The sequence below is a fragment of the Niastella vici genome, from assembly GCF_002077945.1.
In the GTDB taxonomy this organism is placed as follows: domain Bacteria; phylum Bacteroidota; class Bacteroidia; order Chitinophagales; family Chitinophagaceae; genus Niastella; species Niastella vici.
The window spans coordinates 67,630-85,515 of record NZ_LVYD01000057.1; the positions used below are offsets into that span (position 1 = coordinate 67,630).

Annotated in this window: 17 protein-coding genes; 5 read left to right on the forward strand and 12 right to left on the reverse strand. The window is 45.8% G+C overall.

The genetic code is table 11. From position 1 onward, the window contains the following. Positions 1 to 88: 88 nt before the first annotated feature. The 6 genes from rnr to A3860_RS23920 all read right to left on the reverse strand — a co-directional run bounded on the left by rnr (position 89) and on the right by A3860_RS23920 (position 5,991). Entirely contained in the window at positions 89 to 2,149 is a 2,061-nt protein-coding gene (rnr, locus tag A3860_RS23895; protein ID WP_081150729.1) for a ribonuclease R, read from the reverse strand. Between the two features lie 9 nt (positions 2,150 to 2,158). Then, positions 2,159 to 3,235 carry a tetraacyldisaccharide 4'-kinase gene (gene lpxK, locus A3860_RS23900; RefSeq protein WP_081150731.1) on the reverse strand — a complete coding sequence of 359 codons (1,077 nt, stop codon included), beginning with the start codon at positions 3,233 to 3,235 and terminating at the stop codon, positions 2,159 to 2,161. Next, a complete protein-coding gene (locus A3860_RS23905) occupies positions 3,225 to 3,794 on the reverse strand; it encodes a 5-formyltetrahydrofolate cyclo-ligase (protein WP_081150733.1) in 570 nt (189 codons plus the stop codon). The genes lpxK and A3860_RS23905 overlap by 11 nt, the downstream gene beginning before the upstream one ends. Continuing rightward, positions 3,791 to 4,420: a dethiobiotin synthase gene (bioD, locus tag A3860_RS23910; RefSeq protein WP_081150735.1), complete on the reverse strand. Its 630-nt coding sequence runs from the start codon at positions 4,418 to 4,420 to the stop codon at positions 3,791 to 3,793. Before bioD ends, A3860_RS23905 begins: the two co-directional genes overlap by 4 nt. 174 nt (positions 4,421 to 4,594) lie before the next feature. After that, on the reverse strand, positions 4,595 to 5,149 hold the full coding sequence (locus tag A3860_RS23915) for an RsmD family RNA methyltransferase (protein WP_081150737.1): 555 nt from the start codon (positions 5,147 to 5,149) through the stop codon (positions 4,595 to 4,597). Then, positions 5,140 to 5,991 carry a DUF3822 family protein gene (locus tag A3860_RS23920; RefSeq protein ID WP_081150739.1) on the reverse strand — a complete coding sequence of 284 codons (852 nt, stop codon included), beginning with the start codon at positions 5,989 to 5,991 and terminating at the stop codon, positions 5,140 to 5,142. Before A3860_RS23920 ends, A3860_RS23915 begins: the two co-directional genes overlap by 10 nt. Positions 5,992 to 6,123: 132 nt before the next feature. On the opposite strand from A3860_RS23920, the gene A3860_RS23925 reads away from it, so the two are divergent. Further along, positions 6,124 to 7,515: an MATE family efflux transporter gene (locus A3860_RS23925; RefSeq protein WP_081150741.1), complete on the forward strand. Its 1,392-nt coding sequence runs from the start codon at positions 6,124 to 6,126 to the stop codon at positions 7,513 to 7,515. Here A3860_RS23925 and A3860_RS23930 read toward each other — a convergent pair whose 3' ends face one another. From A3860_RS23930 to A3860_RS23950, 5 genes are all read right to left on the reverse strand, one after another. Beyond that, a complete protein-coding gene (locus A3860_RS23930) occupies positions 7,516 to 8,250 on the reverse strand; it encodes a hypothetical protein (RefSeq protein ID WP_143774239.1) in 735 nt (244 codons plus the stop codon). A gap of 22 nt (positions 8,251 to 8,272) precedes the next feature. Next, entirely contained in the window at positions 8,273 to 8,632 is a 360-nt protein-coding gene (locus A3860_RS23935; RefSeq protein WP_158085339.1) for a dihydroneopterin aldolase, read from the reverse strand. 140 nt (positions 8,633 to 8,772) lie between these two features. Next, on the reverse strand, positions 8,773 to 9,711 hold the full coding sequence (trxB, locus tag A3860_RS23940; RefSeq protein ID WP_081150747.1) for a thioredoxin-disulfide reductase: 939 nt from the start codon (positions 9,709 to 9,711) through the stop codon (positions 8,773 to 8,775). Between the two features lie 128 nt (positions 9,712 to 9,839). After that, entirely contained in the window at positions 9,840 to 10,730 is an 891-nt protein-coding gene (locus A3860_RS23945; RefSeq protein WP_081150749.1) for a DUF4249 family protein, read from the reverse strand. A gap of 127 nt (positions 10,731 to 10,857) precedes the next feature. Continuing rightward, positions 10,858 to 11,715, reverse strand: a complete 858-nt coding sequence (locus A3860_RS23950; RefSeq protein ID WP_014217201.1) for a sigma-70 family RNA polymerase sigma factor — start codon at positions 11,713 to 11,715, stop codon at positions 10,858 to 10,860. A 424-nt stretch (positions 11,716 to 12,139) separates the two neighbouring features. Between A3860_RS23950 and A3860_RS23955 the strand changes: the two genes are divergently transcribed. The 3 genes from A3860_RS23955 to A3860_RS23965 all read left to right on the forward strand — a co-directional run bounded on the left by A3860_RS23955 (position 12,140) and on the right by A3860_RS23965 (position 15,529). After that, positions 12,140 to 12,511, forward strand: coding sequence for a BlaI/MecI/CopY family transcriptional regulator (locus A3860_RS23955; RefSeq protein ID WP_081150751.1), 372 nt, complete (start codon positions 12,140 to 12,142; stop codon positions 12,509 to 12,511). Further along, complete coding sequence (locus A3860_RS23960) at positions 12,508 to 14,610, forward strand: N-acetylmuramoyl-L-alanine amidase (RefSeq protein ID WP_081150753.1); 2,103 nt, start codon at positions 12,508 to 12,510, stop codon at positions 14,608 to 14,610. The genes A3860_RS23955 and A3860_RS23960 overlap by 4 nt, the downstream gene beginning before the upstream one ends. 169 nt (positions 14,611 to 14,779) lie before the next feature. Beyond that, the gene (locus tag A3860_RS23965; RefSeq protein WP_081150755.1) at positions 14,780 to 15,529 is read left to right on the forward strand and encodes a DeoR/GlpR family DNA-binding transcription regulator; all 750 of its coding nucleotides are present in this window, start codon (positions 14,780 to 14,782) and stop codon (positions 15,527 to 15,529) included. On the opposite strand, the gene A3860_RS23970 is transcribed toward A3860_RS23965, so the two are convergent. Continuing rightward, entirely contained in the window at positions 15,526 to 16,689 is a 1,164-nt protein-coding gene (locus A3860_RS23970) for an AIR synthase related protein (RefSeq protein WP_081150757.1), read from the reverse strand. The two genes, A3860_RS23965 and A3860_RS23970, sit on opposite strands and share 4 nt — an antisense overlap. A 239-nt stretch (positions 16,690 to 16,928) precedes the next feature. On the opposite strand from A3860_RS23970, the gene A3860_RS23975 reads away from it, so the two are divergent. Next, positions 16,929 to 17,876 carry a bifunctional riboflavin kinase/FAD synthetase gene (locus A3860_RS23975; RefSeq protein WP_081150759.1) on the forward strand — a complete coding sequence of 316 codons (948 nt, stop codon included), beginning with the start codon at positions 16,929 to 16,931 and terminating at the stop codon, positions 17,874 to 17,876. The last annotated feature ends 10 nt before the right edge of the window (positions 17,877 to 17,886 follow it).

Below are 17,886 nucleotides of genomic sequence, written 5' to 3' on the forward strand. Positions count from 1 at the left end.
TATTTAATCAGAGTCTTCTTACTTCTTACCTCTTACTTCTTATTTCCTACTTCCTACTTCCTACTTCTTACTTCTTACTTCCTGCCTCCTATTTCTTCTTCCTCGGATTTCTGCTTTTGGGATCGGGATGCGGCTTCGGATGCTGTTTCGGTTTTGGCGTTTTCTTCGCGTCGCCATGCTCATCCTTCATACTTGCCGCAATCACCCACTCATAATCGAGCTGGCGCTTGGTTAAATTGGCTGCCACCACTTTTATGCGCACTTTATCGCCCATGCCGAATTTACGGCCACTGCGCAACCCTACCAGGCTGTAATCACTTTCCACATGCCGGAAATCGTCGTAGTCGAGCAGACTGTTTATGCTCACCAGGCCTTCGCATTTGTGTTCAATGGTCTCAACCCAAAAACCAAATGCGGCCACCCCGCTGATGACGCCTTCAAATTCTTCGCCGAGGAATTCTTTCATGTATTCCACCTGCTTGTATTTATTGGCAGCCCGCTCTGATTCCATAGCGCTGCGCTCTTTTTCACTGCAGTGTTTACATTTCGCTTCCAGTTTTTTTTCGGGTTCCACACTTCCTTTCAGCACATCGTGCAAAATGCGATGCACCAGCACATCGGGGTAACGGCGTATGGGTGAAGTAAAGTGGCAATAATGTTTAAAGCCCAATCCATAGTGGCCAATGTTCTCCGTTGTATAAATGGCCTTGGCCATGGTGCGTATGCCCAGTTGTTCCAGTACATGCTGTTCGGGTTTGCCCTGCACATCCTGCAACATCTGGTTAAACGAGGCCGCAATGCCTTCGGGTGTTTTGGTATCGAATGTATGCCCGTACTTTTTGGCAAACTCTACAAAAGGCATCAGTTTCATTTCATCGGGCGTATCATGCACGCGGTATGGGAACGGCAGGTCTTTTTTATTGACCTTTACCCGGCCTACATTTTCGGCCACAATGCGGTTGGCCAGCAGCATAAACTCTTCAATAAGCTGATGCGCTTCCTTGCTCTCCTTAACAATAATGCCTATTGGCTTACCGGTTTCGTCGAGTTTGAAGCGTACTTCCTGCGACGAAAAATTGATGGCGCCTTTACTGAAACGCTGGGCGCGGAATTTTTGGGCAAGCCGGTTCAATAACAAGATCTCATCCTGGTACAGTCCTTCGCCTTTCTCAATGATCTCCTGCACTTCTTCATAGGTGAAGCGGTGGTTTGAATGGATCACCGTTTTACCCAGCCAGTATTGTTTTATGTCACCTGTATCGGTCATCTGGAAAATGGCGGAGAAGGTGAGTTTGTCTTCACGCGGCCGCAATGAACACAGTTCATTCGAAATGCGTTCGGGCAGCATCGGCGCTACGCGATCGGGCAGGTACACTGATGTGGCGCGGTCATACGCTTCTTTATCAAGCGCTGTATCGGGCTCCACATAATGACTTACGTCGGCAATGTGTACGCCTATTTCGTATTGACCATTCTTAAGCAGCCTGATGCTTAAGGCATCGTCAAAGTCCCGGGCATCAACCGGGTCAATGGTGAACGTAAGTATGTCGCGGCAATCTTTTCTAAGATTGATCTCATCGGGCGAAATGGTATCGGGTATTCTTTCTGCTTCTTCAAGCACATTTTCGGGGAAGAACAGGGGAAATCCGTTTTCCATCAGGATCTCCTTCATGGCCATATCGCCTTCGTTACCCGGTTCCATTACCTGTATTACGGCGCCCACGGGCTTTTTCTGTTTTTCCCATTCTGTAATACGCACAATGACGCGATCGCCATCTTTTGCACCATTCAATGCCTCGCCGGGAACCAGAATATCGGGCATTGGTTTTTCGGTATCTGCGATAAAAAAGGCGGCGCTTTTGCCAATCTCTATTTTGCCCAGGAACTCGGTTTGTTTTCGCTGCAATACGTCAACGATGGCCCCCTGCTGACGGCCGCTTTTTTTAGCGGCGCCACCAAATACTGTTACGCGAACCGTATCGCCATGCAGGGCGGTATTGAAATCGTTGGGCCGTACGAGTATATCATTGGGAAGATTCTCCACTATTACATAACCGATGCCTGACCGGGTAATATCCAGAACGCCTTTAAGCGCGTGTTGCGAAGCAGCTCCTTTTTTCTTTTTCTTCTTTGCTTGTTTTCTGCTCATTCAATCATTTTAATTCGTGATACTGAATTCAGTAATGAATTTACTGATAATATCAGTAAACTGATGCCCCTCATTGAAAAGGAATTGAATTTCAATGGGTATTACAAAAACGGGGTAATCCTGGAGGGTTTGTCCAAATTTGATCAGCCGAACGGCATCTTTTTCAGTAGTAAGTATAATTTTATTTTGGGTGGGGATGTTCTTGAAGCGGTTCACCATATCCTTCCAGTCGTCAATGGAGAAAATGTGGTGGTCGCTGTACAGTATTTCATAGTAGGTTTTTGCCGCTTCCTGCAAATATTTCTTCAACGGCAGGGGATTGGCAATACCGCTTACCAGCAATACTTCGGTTGACGTATTCAGCGTCATTTCTTTTTTGCTGATAATGTGGTAAGGCAATCCGTAGCGAATGGTGGTAAAGAACACCTGCTGATGCGGCAGTGGCTTTATTTCCTGCTTTATCGCCAGCTTTTCTTCAACCGGTAACATGGCCGGGCATTTGGTCACCACCATCACATTGGCCCGTTTGTACGACCGCCGTTCATCGCGCAGATCGCCTGAAGGCAGCACCCAGTCGCGGGTGAACAGGTTATCATAATTGGTAAGTACGATATTCAATCCGGCTTTTATGGCCCGGTGTTGAAAAGCATCGTCGAGAACGATCACTTTTGTTTGGGGCCGGTCGTGCAACAATTGCGGTATGGCCACAATCCTTTCCTCGCCTACTGCTATGCTAACATCGGGAAATTTGTTATGGAATTGCATTGGTTCATCCCCAATATCCAATGCAGTGGTTTTTTCGCCGGCGAGCGCATATCCTTTGGTGCGGCGTTTATAGCCCCGGCTCAACACAGCCACCTTCATATCGTTGTGCAGGTATTTTACCAGAAATTCTACCATGGGCGATTTTCCGGTTCCGCCCACCGACAAATTGCCGACACAGATAATTGGCAGGTTAAACCCGGTTGACCTAAATATTCCTTTGTCGTACAATCGGTTACGTATCCATATCGCTGCGCCATATAACAGGGAAAAAGGGAACAACAATATGCGGAAGGGCCGCAGCAACGGAGCATTAAAATTCATATTTACGATGCGGTGTAATGCAAAAGTTTAAAGGTACATCAAATTCGTCGATGTCCTCAATGTATTCTACCGCATCGAAAAACGAGAAACCTACCTTGATGGTATCGGGCCGGCATTGGGCCAGGTACCGGTCGTAATAACCTTTTCCATAGCCAACCCGGTAGCCGCGCTGGTCAAATGCGATCAGGGGAACAAAGATGATATCAAGGCTTGCGGGCGGCACAATGGCGCCGCCAATAGGCTCCAGTATGTTGAATTTGTTCTTGATAAAAAGTCCGTCTTTTTCAACCTGCACGGCTTCCATATCGCGCAGGTCAAGGTGTATGCGGGGCCATGCCACCCGCATTACGAAGTTCTGTTCTTTCAAAATGTCTTCACAGATGGAAACGTCAAACTCGTGCCGGCTTGCCAGCGGGTTATACGATAACAGGTAATTTACGGGGGGAAGTTGCAGGTTCCGGAAGTTGGCCGCTATCAATGCGGTTTGTTGTTGCAGATCTTCTTCCTGAATGCTCATCCTGCGTTGCAAAAACTCTTTTCGAACGGTATTTTTTATCATAAGAATTCTTTCAGTTGCTTTCTGATAGCAGCTGCCTGTGCATTGATAAATGTCCCGTTTATATTTTCAGAATAGGGTATGGATGCTATTCTGGGAAAGTTGCTCCATTGAACTATCTCCTCCTCATAATCGAGATACTGGTCATTAAATATCCAGCCGATGACCGGAAGTTGCATGTCGCGGCAAACCCGCGCCGTTAATAAAGAATGATTTATGCTTCCCAGGTAGTTGCGGCTAACCAATATTACTTTTGCGCCTAATTCTTTGATGAGGTCAGCCACAAATGCTGAATTATTCAAAGGCACCAATAATCCCCCTGCACCTTCTATTAGTAAGGTACGATTTATATCCGGAATTTGTTGGCAAATCTTTTTTACATCGATGGTTACGCCCTCCTCGCGGGCAGCAATATGTGGGGAAGCAGGTTTTACCAGCCGGTATACTTCGGGATGCACAACCGAACCGGTATCTTTTAGCCAGTTGCCCACCCATTCGCTGTCGGTTCCATCCTCAAACCCGGCCTGTACCGGTTTCCAGTAATCTGCCTCCAGGGCTTTGGCGAGAATGGCCGAGATGAATGTTTTTCCGATTCCTGTTCCTATACCGGTGATGAAGATTCTTTCCATTTTTTTTAGTTTCCGAAGTAGGAAGTATGAAGTATGATCATACCCTTATTTCTTAGCTCAAAATTATCCTCGGATACAAGTTCAAAGAAAAATTACGAGGCAAAATTTCGGACTCTTCTTACTTCTTACATCCTACTTCTTACTTCAGCTTCTTCTTTCTTCGAAGTCCCACTTTTAACTTTCACTCTCTTCTTTATTAACAAAGATGCTAAAAATAGTGGTGCCATAATTACGGCTGGTAACAAACAAAGGATACTTTTCATAATTGTTCCGGGGCGTATGTTCCAGCACAAACCAGCCGCCGGGTTGCAGCAATTGTTTTTCGGCGATCAGCTTCGGCAGGTCATCAATGGTTCCCAGCGCGTATGGCGGCCCGGCAAAAATAAAATTGAATTTGCTGGTGCACTGGTTTATAAATTTGAACACATCCATTTTCACTACTGTGAAATTTTCGAGTTGCAGGGCGGTAGATGTTTTTTTGATGAACTCATACATCGCAGTATCCTTCTCCACAATAGTACAGGCTGCGGCTCCCCGTGAGGAAAGCTCATAACTGATGCTGCCCGTGCCACCAAACAGATCGAGAGTATGTAAGGCAGTTATATCCAGATTATTCTCAATGATATTGAAAAGTCCTTCCTTGGCAATATCGGTGGTTGGCCGGGTATGCGGCATTTTACCGGGCGGGTTTATCTTTCTTCCCCCTAACTCCCCTCCTATTATACGCATAATGCCATTTTCAAAAGCGGTGAAAAGTAATGAACCGGAAATTCACGGAAGGCCGCATCCAGCTTAACGGTATCTGGCAGGCGGTCCCATTGTACATTCAGGAAATATTTCAGCAGCTCCTGGTACAGTCTCGATTGCTCATCGAGCAAACCGGAAACGATCAGGTTCACTTTATCCTGGCTTATATTAAAGCGGGTACAAATAGCCAGCAGGTAGTACGACACATCATCGGGTGTTTGATACGTGTACGACTGCACCAGCTGAATTTTTTCGCCATTGAAAACTGCCACCAGGAACTGATCGGCCCGCATAACCATTTTGATCACCTGCTCATTTGCCGCGGGCTGCGTTTGGCTGTCGTTCAGCAACAGCGTGTAATAATGCCAGTAGTTGCCCGAGGCAAACTTCCGCTGTAACAGGGCGTGTATTTCGCGGGGAACGCGGTAAATATTATACATTTTAAAGCCGATCACCTTCTCACTTAACAGCAAACCCTTTTTGGCATTTCCGTAAATGATCTCGGTAGCAGGCTGGTTCAGCTCAATATGAAAAACCTTTTCGGGCAAAAAGTTACTGTCGGTATAATTGTAAATAACAAATGCTTCTTTGAAGGGAACCTGCAACAGCTCGTCGTTCGTGATAATTTCAAGCAGGTTCTCGAGCATGGTTTTGCCAGGCGTAAAATCGAGATTGTACTGCCGCAACCCCAAAAAACGGCGTTGCTCTTTGTGATAGATCACATAGCTGAACATTTTTTCACCTACCTCGATCAGTAACTGACTGTTTCGAAGTTCTTCTGAATCCCTCGTTTCAGGAACAATATCAAAGTTGGCCTTAAGCATAGTTATCAAAAGCTGCAATGTTACGGAAAAAGTTTCAGGTTACAGGTTTCAGGTTGCAGGTTTCAGGGTCCGCAAATCGGGAACTCCGCAGTTATTTTAACTGCTCGCTATTTGAGCCCTGCAACTTGTAACATGGAACCTGTAACCTACCTTTGCCACCCTTTTATGAGCGCCTTATCTAAAAATACAGCATTCCAGGTACAACTTTCAACCCGGCAGATCATTAAAATGGCAGCTCCCATAAGCCTTGCCATTTTAATACCACAAATCAATTTTGTTACCAATAATATTTTTTTGGGGCATTACAGCAAACAGGCGCTGGCAGTGGCGGGGCTTACGGGCGTGTATTACCTCATATTTTCAGCTGTAGGCTATGGGTTAAACAATGGTTTGCAGGCATTGATCGCCCGCCGGGCGGGCGAAAACCGGCCCGAAGAGATCGGCAAGCTGTTCAGCCAGTCGGTATTTATCGGTCTTTCCATCTCTTTGCTGGGCATCCTGCTCACCTATACGGTCACCCCTCACATGTTCGGGTATTTTATTACCGATACCGAACGCTTAAAACAGGCCATCACTTTTTGCCAGATCCGGATTTGGGGATTACCCTTCCTGTACGTTTATCAAATGCGCAATGCATTACTGGTTGGAACCAATCAAAGCCGGTACCTGGCCGGCGGCGCACTGGCCGAGGCTGCCACCAATATTTTGCTCGATTACCTGCTGATCTTCGGCCATGGCGGGTTTCCGCAAATGGGGTTGAACGGCGCCGCGGTTTCTTCCATCATTGCCGAGGTCACCGGACTGCTGGTGGTTTACCTCATCATCTGGCAAAAAGGCATCAGCCGGCAATTGCACCTGTTCAAAAATTTCAAATGGGACGGTTATAATGCCCGGCTCATCTTTACCCTCAGCGCCCCGCTTATATTTCAGCATGGCATGAGCCTGCTGAGCTGGGAATATTTTTTTCTGCTCATTGATGCACATGGCGAAATTGCCCTTGCCGTTTCCAATACCATGCGCAACATACTTGGTTTGGCGGGTATTGTTATTTGGGCCTTTGGTTCAACCACCAATGCCATGGTAAGTAATCTCATAGGCCAGGGAAAGCAGAACCGGGTGTGGTTGCTGATCAGGAAGATAATGGGTTTAAGCTTTGGCTCGGCAGTGGTGATAGCTATTTTACTGAACCTGTTCCCGCAATGGTTACTCGCAGCGTACGGCCAGTCGGGCGAATTTGTAGCCCAGGCTATTCCCTGTTTGCGGGTGCTTTCCGTCGCCATTCTCACCATGTCGATCTCGGTAGTATTCCTCAATTCCGTTGTAGGTTCGGGCAACAGCCGGGTTTCAATGCTCATCGAAATGCTTGCGCTGGTTTTGTACTGTGTGTATATTTATCTCACATTAGATAAATTCTATTTATCTATAACCTATGGCTGGATGAGCGAATGGTTATACTGGCTGGGGCTGTTCGTGCCTTCGTTTTTGTATATGCGGAGCGGTAAATGGAAGAATAAAGTAATTTAATTATTTGTACTCGTCTAACAACTTCTTCCCCTTGGCTTTGATGTTAGCGTCCTCGCCCATTTTATTAGGCATTTTGAGCATGGTATCAAGCAGCTCGCGGGCTTTTTTATCGTTCTCCTTCCGGTGCCAGGCTTTGGCCAGTTCGAGGTAGTTGAGTAAGAAAGAAGGATTGAGCTGACGGCTTTTTTCAAAATATTTTATGGCGTCATCGAGGCTGGCCTTGGGCAACGCTTCATAGGCCACTTTCACCAGCCATTTCTCCACCGAGTTCAGGTCGCTTACTTCATAGTGCCATTTGGCCAGTACATGATAGCCTTTAAAATTATTGGGATCGAGCTGTACGCTTTTTTCTGAATAGGTTTTTACATCTTTGATCGCTTTGATCTTTTCATCGCCCGAAGAAATGAGCGCCATACGGCCCATGGCCAGGGCCATGGCCACATTGGCATCGGAACTATTGGCATTCACCTGCAGCGCCTTTTGAGCATATGCCCGGGCGTTACGGTAGTAATCTTTCTGTTTATCTTTTGTACCCTGGTGTTTGCCTAAAATGCTGTATAACTCGCTTACTTTAATGAGGGCGGTGAGGTTAGTGGGTTGAACCTTTAATACATCGAGGTATTTCTGCAGCGCTTCGGGTTCTTTAAATGCACTTTCGAGCTGTTGCGCATCCTTCAACAGCGGGTTGATATCCTGTGCATTGTTTTCGAATGGCAGGATTAACAAAAAAAGCATAAGCCCTATTGTACTTCCTATTTTACCCATCAAACTTCTTATGCAATGTAACGCCTATTTTCCCCTCAAAATTTTCTACAGGCGCATCTAATTTATAAATTGTAAGACTGACCTCATTGGTGAACGGATACTGTCGCCTGATCTCCTTTATAATTCCATCTGCCACCTTTTCAAGAAGACCTGTTGAATTGCGCATTCGTTGCTTTACTATTTCCAGTATTTCAACGTAATTGATCGTATTTTTTAAATCGTCAAATGTGGTATCGCCCTCTTCATAAGCTACCCGTACATTTATCTCATAGGTGCTGCCGGTGTATTTTTCCCCTTCATATACGCCGTGAAAAGCATGCAGCTTAACCTGGTTTAGTTCAATAACAACCATACATACAATTTGTTTTGCTAAAACAGTGCCATAAAACCGGAAAAATGCTAAACGCTGAACACCTAACGCATTAGCTCCCATACGGAAAGCATACGGCATTAAATATTCAGCGTTCTGCAATTCAATATAAAAAAAGCGCCTTAAACAAGCCCTTTGGCCGATAAATAACGCTCTGCATCCAAAGCTGCCATACAACCGCTGCCGGCTGCAGTAACCGCCTGGCGGTATATTTTATCCTGCACATCACCGGCGGCAAAAACCCCTTCAATATTGGTTTTTGAGGTACCGGGAATTGTTTTCAGGTAACCGGCTTCATCCATATCGAGCCAGCCTTTGAAAATATCTGAATTGGGCTGGTGACCAATGGCTACAAAAAAGCCGCTGATGGGAATGGTTTGCAGCTCACCGGTTTTGGTGTTCTTGAGGCGAACCGATTCTACCTTGTTTTCACCCACTATTTCATCGGTAGTGGTATTCCAGTACACCTTTATGTTGGGCGTACGCTGTACCCTTTCCTGCATCACTTTGGAAGCCCGCATTTCGCCACGGCGAATGATCATATGTACTGTCGTACATAATTTAGATAAATAAAGGGCTTCTTCGGCAGCAGTATCACCTGCCCCTACGATGGCCACTTCTTTCTGGCGGAAAAAGAAACCGTCGCACACGGCACAGGCGCTAACACCAAAACCGTTCAGGCGTTGCTCGCTTTCGAGCCCCAGCCATTTGGCCGATGCACCGGTAGCAATGATCACTGAATCGGCTTCCACCAGTTTTTCTTCATCGATCCAAACCTTGAAAGGCGGTGCTGAAAAATCAACCTTTGTAGCCAGGCCAAAACGAATATCGGCACCCATGCGAGCGGCCTGTTTTTCAAAATGTACCATCATTTCGGGCCCCTGTACGCCATCGGGGTAACCGGGATAGTTCTCCACCTCGGTGGTAATGGTTAACTGACCACCAGGTTGAATACCCTGGTACAATACCGGTTTCATATTTGCTCTCGCTGCATACACAGCGGCGGTATATCCTGCAGGCCCGCTTCCAATGATCAGGCAATGTATTTTTTCGATTTCCATAATGCTTTGTTCTAAAGAAAAGTTGACAAATTTAGCTGAAATTGAGTTACGAAAATGGTAAAGGCGCAGCAACCTGAATTAGGTGTGAATAACGAGGGACGGGGCCGTAATTTTTACGGCCGCTTCGCTTATTTTGGAATGATGATCGAAATATATTGGGCTGCATAGCCGCCAAAATAGCCTAATCCACCGCCCTTTATATTACTGAGCACTTTATTGGGGGAAGCAAACGGATTGCCGATGTTGGTATAGCCGTATTCCATCGTTCGCCAGAAGTCGTACGTAGCTTTATCGATATTACAATATTTTACCACCACCGAATCGCCTCTATTGAAAAAAGGATATTCCTCGAGGTTAAAACTGTTATTGCGGTCGACCCCTTTTTCGATCTGGAAATTATAGGTGGTGCCGTCTGTCAGCTGATCATCATACACCGAATTGAAGCCGGGGAAAAATTTCCAGCCATCTACCTGGGTGTAATACCGGGTATAGTTCCCAAGGCCGGGCGGGTCAACAAAACGGCCCATCAGGATCACTTTATCGGGATTGGGATTATTAGGCGCAGGTTGCCACCAAACAGAATCGATCTTTTTGGCCAGCAGGGGAATAGTTGTAGTGGCCGTGTATTCCCGTTCATTCACTTTTATGGAAATGGAATATCCTTTGTTGAACTCGCCCACAATACCGGCGCTCAAATTGGCCGAATCGGTAGTATAATAATAAATGAAATACCCGCGGGCTATGCGCTGGCGGTACTCCTTTAACTTTTGGGTTTTGGTACCGTTCGAAATGGTGATATCGGCATTGCGGACGAAGGAACTGGCAAGTAGTTCGGGCGTGATCTCGCTGAAATAATTAAGGCTTTGCGACAAAATAACCACGGGGGCCTGGCCATTTTCAATAGAAGCTTCCACAACAACGACAGGCTCCGAATCGTTGGGCCTGAACGAAATTGTTTTCTCGCAGGAAGAATAAATCAACCCCATTATGACTACTACTAACCCTATGCGACTGATCATTACTTACTAACAGCTTTCAAATAACGAACCAGATATATATAAAGTTTGCGTATTTCAATCACAAACTAATAAAAAAACCCCGGAAGGTGTGGGAGCCGACCGGGGTTATTTCTTTATAGTACTTAAACTAACCTAAATAAGCTTTTAAAGCATTGCTGTAGCGGGCTTTTTGCAAACGCTTGATCGCTCTTTCCTTGATCTGGCGAATACGCTCTTTGGTAAGATCGTACTTTTGGCCAATTTGCTCAATGGTTACACCATTTTCGCCATCGAGGCCAAAATAAGCATTTACAATTTCAGCTTCACGTGGACTGAGAGATTTCAATACACGGCGGATCTCGTTGCGTAATGAATCTTTCATTACGTCGTCATCCGTATCGTCACCACCTTCCAACAGATCACCCATAGCTACGTCTTCGGCTTCGTGTACCGGAGCATCGAGCGAAGTATGACGGGTATTGCTCTGGAAAATGTTGTTGATCTCAGTTTCACTCATTTCAAGCAACTCGGCCAGTTCTTCGGTACTAGGCTCCCGCTCATGTTCCTGTTCAAAAGCCATGTACGCTTTATTAGCCTTGTTATAGGTGCCAATTTTGTTTTGAGGCAGGCGGACTAATCTACCCTGCTCTGCCAACGCCTGTAAAATAGACTGGCGGATCCACCATACGGCGTATGAAATGAATTTAAAACCCTTGGTTTCATCGAAACGCTGGGCCGCTTTTATCAAACCGAGGTTGCCCTCGTTGATCAGATCGCTAAGAGAAAGACCCTGGTGTTGGTACTGCTTAGCAACAGATACCACAAATCGCAAGTTTGCCTGCACTAACTTATCCAATGCCTTCTGATCACCCATCTTGATCCGCTGGGCCAGTACTGTCTCCTCTTCGGGAGTGATCATCGGAATCTTTGAAATTTCCTGAAGATACTTTTCTACTGCCTGCGAATCTCGATTCGTAATCTGGGTTGCAATTTTGAGCTGTCTCATATCTACTTTATAAAAATGACTTTAATCGTCGATAATAAATCGCCTTTCTATTTGTTAAGGGTACTATACTAACAGTTGCAAGACTAACTATGTTCGGGGGAGGTTGCAATACAGGTGCTAATAACCTGTTAATCCATCCGGTACTGTCTGCAAAAATAACACTCAATCTTCAAACCTCATAGCTTTTGTGGATAATTTCGAAGCTATAATAGACAATAATTGATTAAGAATTAGTCACAGATACATATTTATTCTTATTGTTCTCCCCTGAAACGCCCGCCCACACTGCTCATTACCACATATTAGTGCCATTTTTAGGCCCGGCGTAACCCACTCCCAAAAAAAATTGTAAAAAATCAAGTCAAATATTTTGCAACTAAAGAATTAGTTATACATTTGATCAACAACTAAAAGATTAGTTATAATGAAATCCCTTACAAAAGCCGAAGAACAGGTAATGCAGATCCTGTGGCAATTAAAACATGGTTTTCTGAAAGATATCATGGATCTGATGCCCGAGCCCAAACCTCATTCAAATACCATCGCTACCATTCTTAAAATATTGATTGAGAAAGGATTTGTGAATTTTGAAGTACAGGGCAGGAATAATCTGTATAAACCCGCCGTAAGCAAGGCCGAATACGGGAAGAAAAGCATCAACCAGCTGGTGAAAGGGTATTTTGAAGGTTCGGCCGCCAACCTGCTTTCGCATTTCGTGAACGAAAACAAACTCAGCCAGCAAGACCTGGAGGCTTTGTTAGAACAGATCAAAAACGCCAAAAACAATAACCAATGACCTTTTTGCTGTACCTGGGAAAAGTAATGCTGTGCTCCGGCATTCTGCTGGGCTATTACTGGCTCTTTTTACGCAACCGGCGGTTTCACCATTATAACAGGTTCTACCTGCAGGCCACCCTGCTGCTGTCGGTGGTATTGCCTTTCGTAAGGATTCCGGTGCTGAATACGCCGCATAGCCGGATGAGCCATGCAGTTTATCAAACGTTGGAAGTGCTTACCGTAAATTATGGTGAAGAAGAGACCGGGAAGGCAGGCCCCGGCGCCCTGGAAAGGCTGCTCACGCTGGAAAATGCCCTGTATCTTTTCTATATTATAGGTATTGTGATCCTGCTGGGGCTGCTCATACGATCATTATTATATATTAAACGCATTTCGAAACAATACCCGTTTGAACGCATCGGGGGGTTGAAGTTCTTTTCCACCCGCGAACCGGGTACGCCTTTTTCGTTCTTCCGGTCAATTTTCTGGAATAACGACCTGGCCTTTAACAGCCGCGACGGGCAGCAGATCTTTCGCCACGAACTGTTTCATGTTGAACAAAAACACTCTACCGATATTATACTCACCGAGATCGTAACTGCCTTTTTCTGGTTCAATCCGTTCTTTAATCTCCTTAAAAAGGAATTGAAGGCCATTCATGAATTCCTGGCCGATCAATATGCCATTTCAGACAATGACCGCTACGCTTATGCCGAACTGCTGGTTCTGCAAACGCTGAAAGCCAATCATATTTCCATTACCAATTATTTTTTCCAAAACCATATCAAAAGACGTATAGCCATGATCACAAACAACCAAAGAACGCGGTACAGCTACCGCAGCCGTTTAATGGCCCTGCCCGTATTTGCATTGGTATTTTGCAGCATTGCATTGTATGCACAACGGTCAGCCAATTCTGTTACAAAGATCTTTCGTCCCGGTTACGCCGAAAAACCAATTACAGTGGTTATCGATGCAGGCCACGGCGGCATTGATCCCGGCGCTGCCAGCCTCGATGGAAAAGTGAAAGAAAAAGACCTTGCGCTGGACATATGCAAGAAAATTCAGCAGTTGGCCGCTTCTTACAATGTAAACGTTGTAATGACCCGCACCGACGATAATTTACCGGGTGGCACTACTGTTATACATGATGGATTAAGGGCCCGTACAGAAATTACAGAAAAGGCAAAAGCAGATCTGTTTATAGCTATTCACGTTTCCAGTACCGACCCTAAAAATCCAGACCCTACCAGAAGCGGTATTGAAGTTTATATTCCCAATAAAGAAAGCGACCGCACCAATCAATCAAAACAACTGGGTTCTGTTCTTGTACAGGAGTTAAGCACATTGTACGCGACCGACCCAACCTTAAAACAACGGCCACAGAATATTTGGGTGCTGGAACAAACGCCCTGCCCCGCCCTGCTCATCGAATGCGGATTCATCACCAACGATAAAGACCTTGCCTTTATCAGCAACAGCGGCAACCAGGAAGCCGTTGCCAAAAAGATACTGGAAGGCATTGTGAACTTTAAAAACAAACCGGCAGCAGCAGCTAATGCAATAACCACCGGCCAACCTGTTGTTAAAACCACACCGGTTGAAAAACCAAAACCAGCCACTGTCACGGCCGCCCCTGCTGTTCAGGTAATACCTGCCAGTATGGAGTTACCGGTTGCTCAAACCCAACCGGCTGAACCCACAGCTTCACTAATAGAATCTGCCATTGCAATTGCCCAGATACCCGACCCGGTGATCGCAAAAATTTCAAGACATTTCAACCGCAATACACGGTATCCCCAAAAATTGATGGAAAGTAATGCAGAAGCTGTTGTATATTTTTCAGTAAGTGTCGATAAGAATGGGGACTTCAGCAATCTTCAATTCTATAATGAGGCACCAGCCAAGGCTTCTCCCTTAAGCAAATTGACAGTCGTTGGCTATGGACCAGCACCTACCGGGCAACTTTCAGCCGAAGAAAGTCAAAACCTGTTCCGGGAAGAAGTGAAAAGGGTTTTTGAAAGGAAAGCCGATCTGTCGAACAGCGTTCCTCAGGCTGAACAATACTTCTTCAGGGCAGCATGGGTACTGGAGAAAGATATACCGAAAACAGTTTAAATATAATATTCAGTAACAGATCTGGGCCATCCCGCTTTGCGGGATGGCCTTTTTTAATTCCACTTCACCACGGTTGCCGGGCTGCTGAAAGTTTTCAGCCAAATTTTTACATTTTTTATACAGGATTTTCTATAGCTTTCACCCACAAAGCATTATACCCTCGATCATCATGTTAAAAAAAGAACGACAAGCCTACATATTGCATCAGGTGAACCTGCATAACAAAGTGATGTCATCAAACCTCAGCAGGGATATGAATGTATCGGAAGATACCATCCGGCGCGACCTGCAGGAACTGGCCGATGAGGGAAAGATCATAAAAGTGCATGGTGGTGCTTTGTCGCATTCCTTTAGCCAGGTGCATTACTCCAGCTCGCATGTATACTCGCAGGATCATAAAAAAACGATCGCCCGCAAGGCTGCATCGCTTATTCATGACGGCATGTTTGTACTTACCACGGGCGGTACAACCATCATTGAGCTGGCCAGGGCCTTACCTCCCCGGTTAAAAGCCACGTTCGTTTCGGGCAGCATACCGGCTATTCTTGAATATATGCAGCACCCCTCGGTTGAGGTGATCGCCATTGGCGATAAAGTTTCTAAAAATTCCAAGATAACTACCGGCGGCGAAGCCATTACGCAAATAAAAAGAATACGGGCCGATCTGTGTTTTTTGGGTGTTAATGCCATCAGCCTGAAAGACGGTATTACCGATAGCGACTGGGATGTGGTGCAGCTAAAAAAAGCGATGATTGAATCATCGCAAAAGGTGGTTTGCCTCAGCATCGCCGAAAAGATCAACAGCCTGCAACCGATACACATCTGCGACATCAGCAAAATACACATGCTGATCACCGAATTGCAGCCTGATGATCCTTTATTGAAACCCTACAGGGATGCAGGGATAGAAGTTATTTAAAATATAATTTCCTCTCCTTCTACCTTTAATATCAGTTCCTTTTTGTCACTGGCCTCTACCCGGCCTACGATCTGCGCATCGATGCCGAGTTTTTTACCCGCCTCGATGAACAAACCGGCCGAAGCGGCATCGGTAAACAACTCAAGGCGATGGCCCATGTTGAACACCTGGTACATTTCGCGGTTGTTTGAACCGGAAGCTTTTTGAATGAGCTGGAAGATGATGGGCGGCTCAAGTAAATTATCCTTTATAACTCTGAAATTGCCCGGCAGGTATTTCATGCATTTCGTTTGTCCGCCCCCGCTGCAGTGAATAAGGCCATGAATGGCTTCAAAATAATTTTCGAACAACACATTCAGCAACGGCGCATAAGTACGGGTGGGCGACAACAGCAGTTTGCCTACCTGGTGTTTTTCGGGACCAACCGTATCTGTCATGCGGTAAGGACCGATATACACTACTTCACTGGCCAAACTGTTCTCGTATGATTCTTTAAATTTTTCAGCGTAAAACTTGCTTAATACATCGTGGCGGGCGCTGGTTAATCCGTTGCTGCCAATACCACTGTTGTATTCCGTTTCATAAACGGTTTGCCCAAAACTGCTGAAACCGACAATTACGTCGCCAGCCTGTATTTTTTCATTGGTGATAAGCCTGTTTTTTGGCCAGCGGGCGGTCATGGTGCCATTAACGGCAATGGTTCGTACCACATCGCCTACATCGGCGGTTTCGCCGCCCAGGTAATGGATGTTTACGTTGAACTGTTTCAGCGAATCGAATAATTCCTGGGTACCGTTGATCACGGTTTCAAGTACTTCGCCGGTAACCAGTTTTTTATTGCGGTCGATGGTTGAAGAAAACAACAGGTTATCAGTTATACCCACACACAGCAGGTCGTCGAGGTTCATTACCACGGCATCCTGGGCAATCCCCTTCCAAACCGAAATATCGCCGGTTTCCTGCCAGTACAGGTAAGCCAGGATGCTTTTGGTGCCGGCGCCATCGGCATGCATTACATTCACCCAATCGGCGTTGCCGGTAAGGTAATCGGGGTATATTTTGCAGAAGGCATGGGGATACAGGCCTTTATCCAGCTTTTCAGTAGCCTTGTGAACTTCTTCTTTCTGGGCCGAAACACCCCGTTGTGAATATAAACTCATTTTATTATTTGAAGCGGCAAAGGTAATAAAAAGAGGCAGGAAGTAAGAAGTAGGAAGTAAGAAGTAAGAAGAGTCTTAATTTCGAAAAACCCGACTATAAGCAAGCCGCCACCCATTTGACCGGAACTTCGTACCTCCTACCTCCTACCTCTTACTTCAGATTTTTCTGGCCCCGGAGTCCGACTTCAGACAACGAACTTCCTACTTCGAACTTCCTACCGTATTTTCGCACCGCATTTATGAAAGTTTACTTTTCAACAGATACTATTCCGGCCTTTCAAAAGGCTGTTGTTACCATCGGCACGTTCGATGGGGTGCATACCGGCCACAAAAGCATTCTGGCGCAATTGAAACAGGAGGCTGCCCGTATTGGTGGCGAAACCGTTATTATCACCTTTCACCCGCACCCGCGCAAAGTGATCGTTAGCGGCCAGCCCGGTATTCAACTGATCAATACGATCGACGAAAAAATTGAGCTGCTCCATAAAAATGGCATCGATCACCTGGTGGTGGTGCCCTTTACCGATGAATTTGCCAGTCAAAGCCCGGAAGCCTATATTGAACAATTCCTGGTTGAGAAATTCCATCCACATACCGTTATCATCGGGTACGACCATCGCTTTGGTAAAAACCGCCAGGGTGATTATAAACTGCTGGAAGATTACAGCGCCCGGCTTGGTTTTAACCTGATGGAAATTCCTGCCCATGTTATCAACGACAACACCGTAAGTTCAACCCGCATTCGCGAAGCCGTTTTAATGGGCAACACCGATGCAGCCAATACTTTGCTGGGGTATGATTTCTTTTTTGAAGGTACCGTAGTCGATGGTAATAAGCTCGGCCGCACACTTGGGTATCCTACAGCCAACCTCCGCATTGAAAATGAAGAAAAGCTGATACCCGGAAATGGGATCTATGCCGTTGAAGTGGAGGTCAGAAACAAAAAGAATGAAATTTCTACCCGCCTGAAAGGCATGATGAGTATTGGAATTCGTCCAACCATTGGTGGTACCGACCGCGTTATTGAAGTAAATATCTTTGATTTCAATGCAGATATTTATGGCACTACCCTGCGGGTATACGTCAAAAAATACCTGCGGCCCGAGGTCAAGTTTAATGGATTGGAGGCATTGGTTGAACAACTGGCGAAAGACAAAGAGGATACCTTGAAGGTGTTGGGGGAATAAAATGATAATA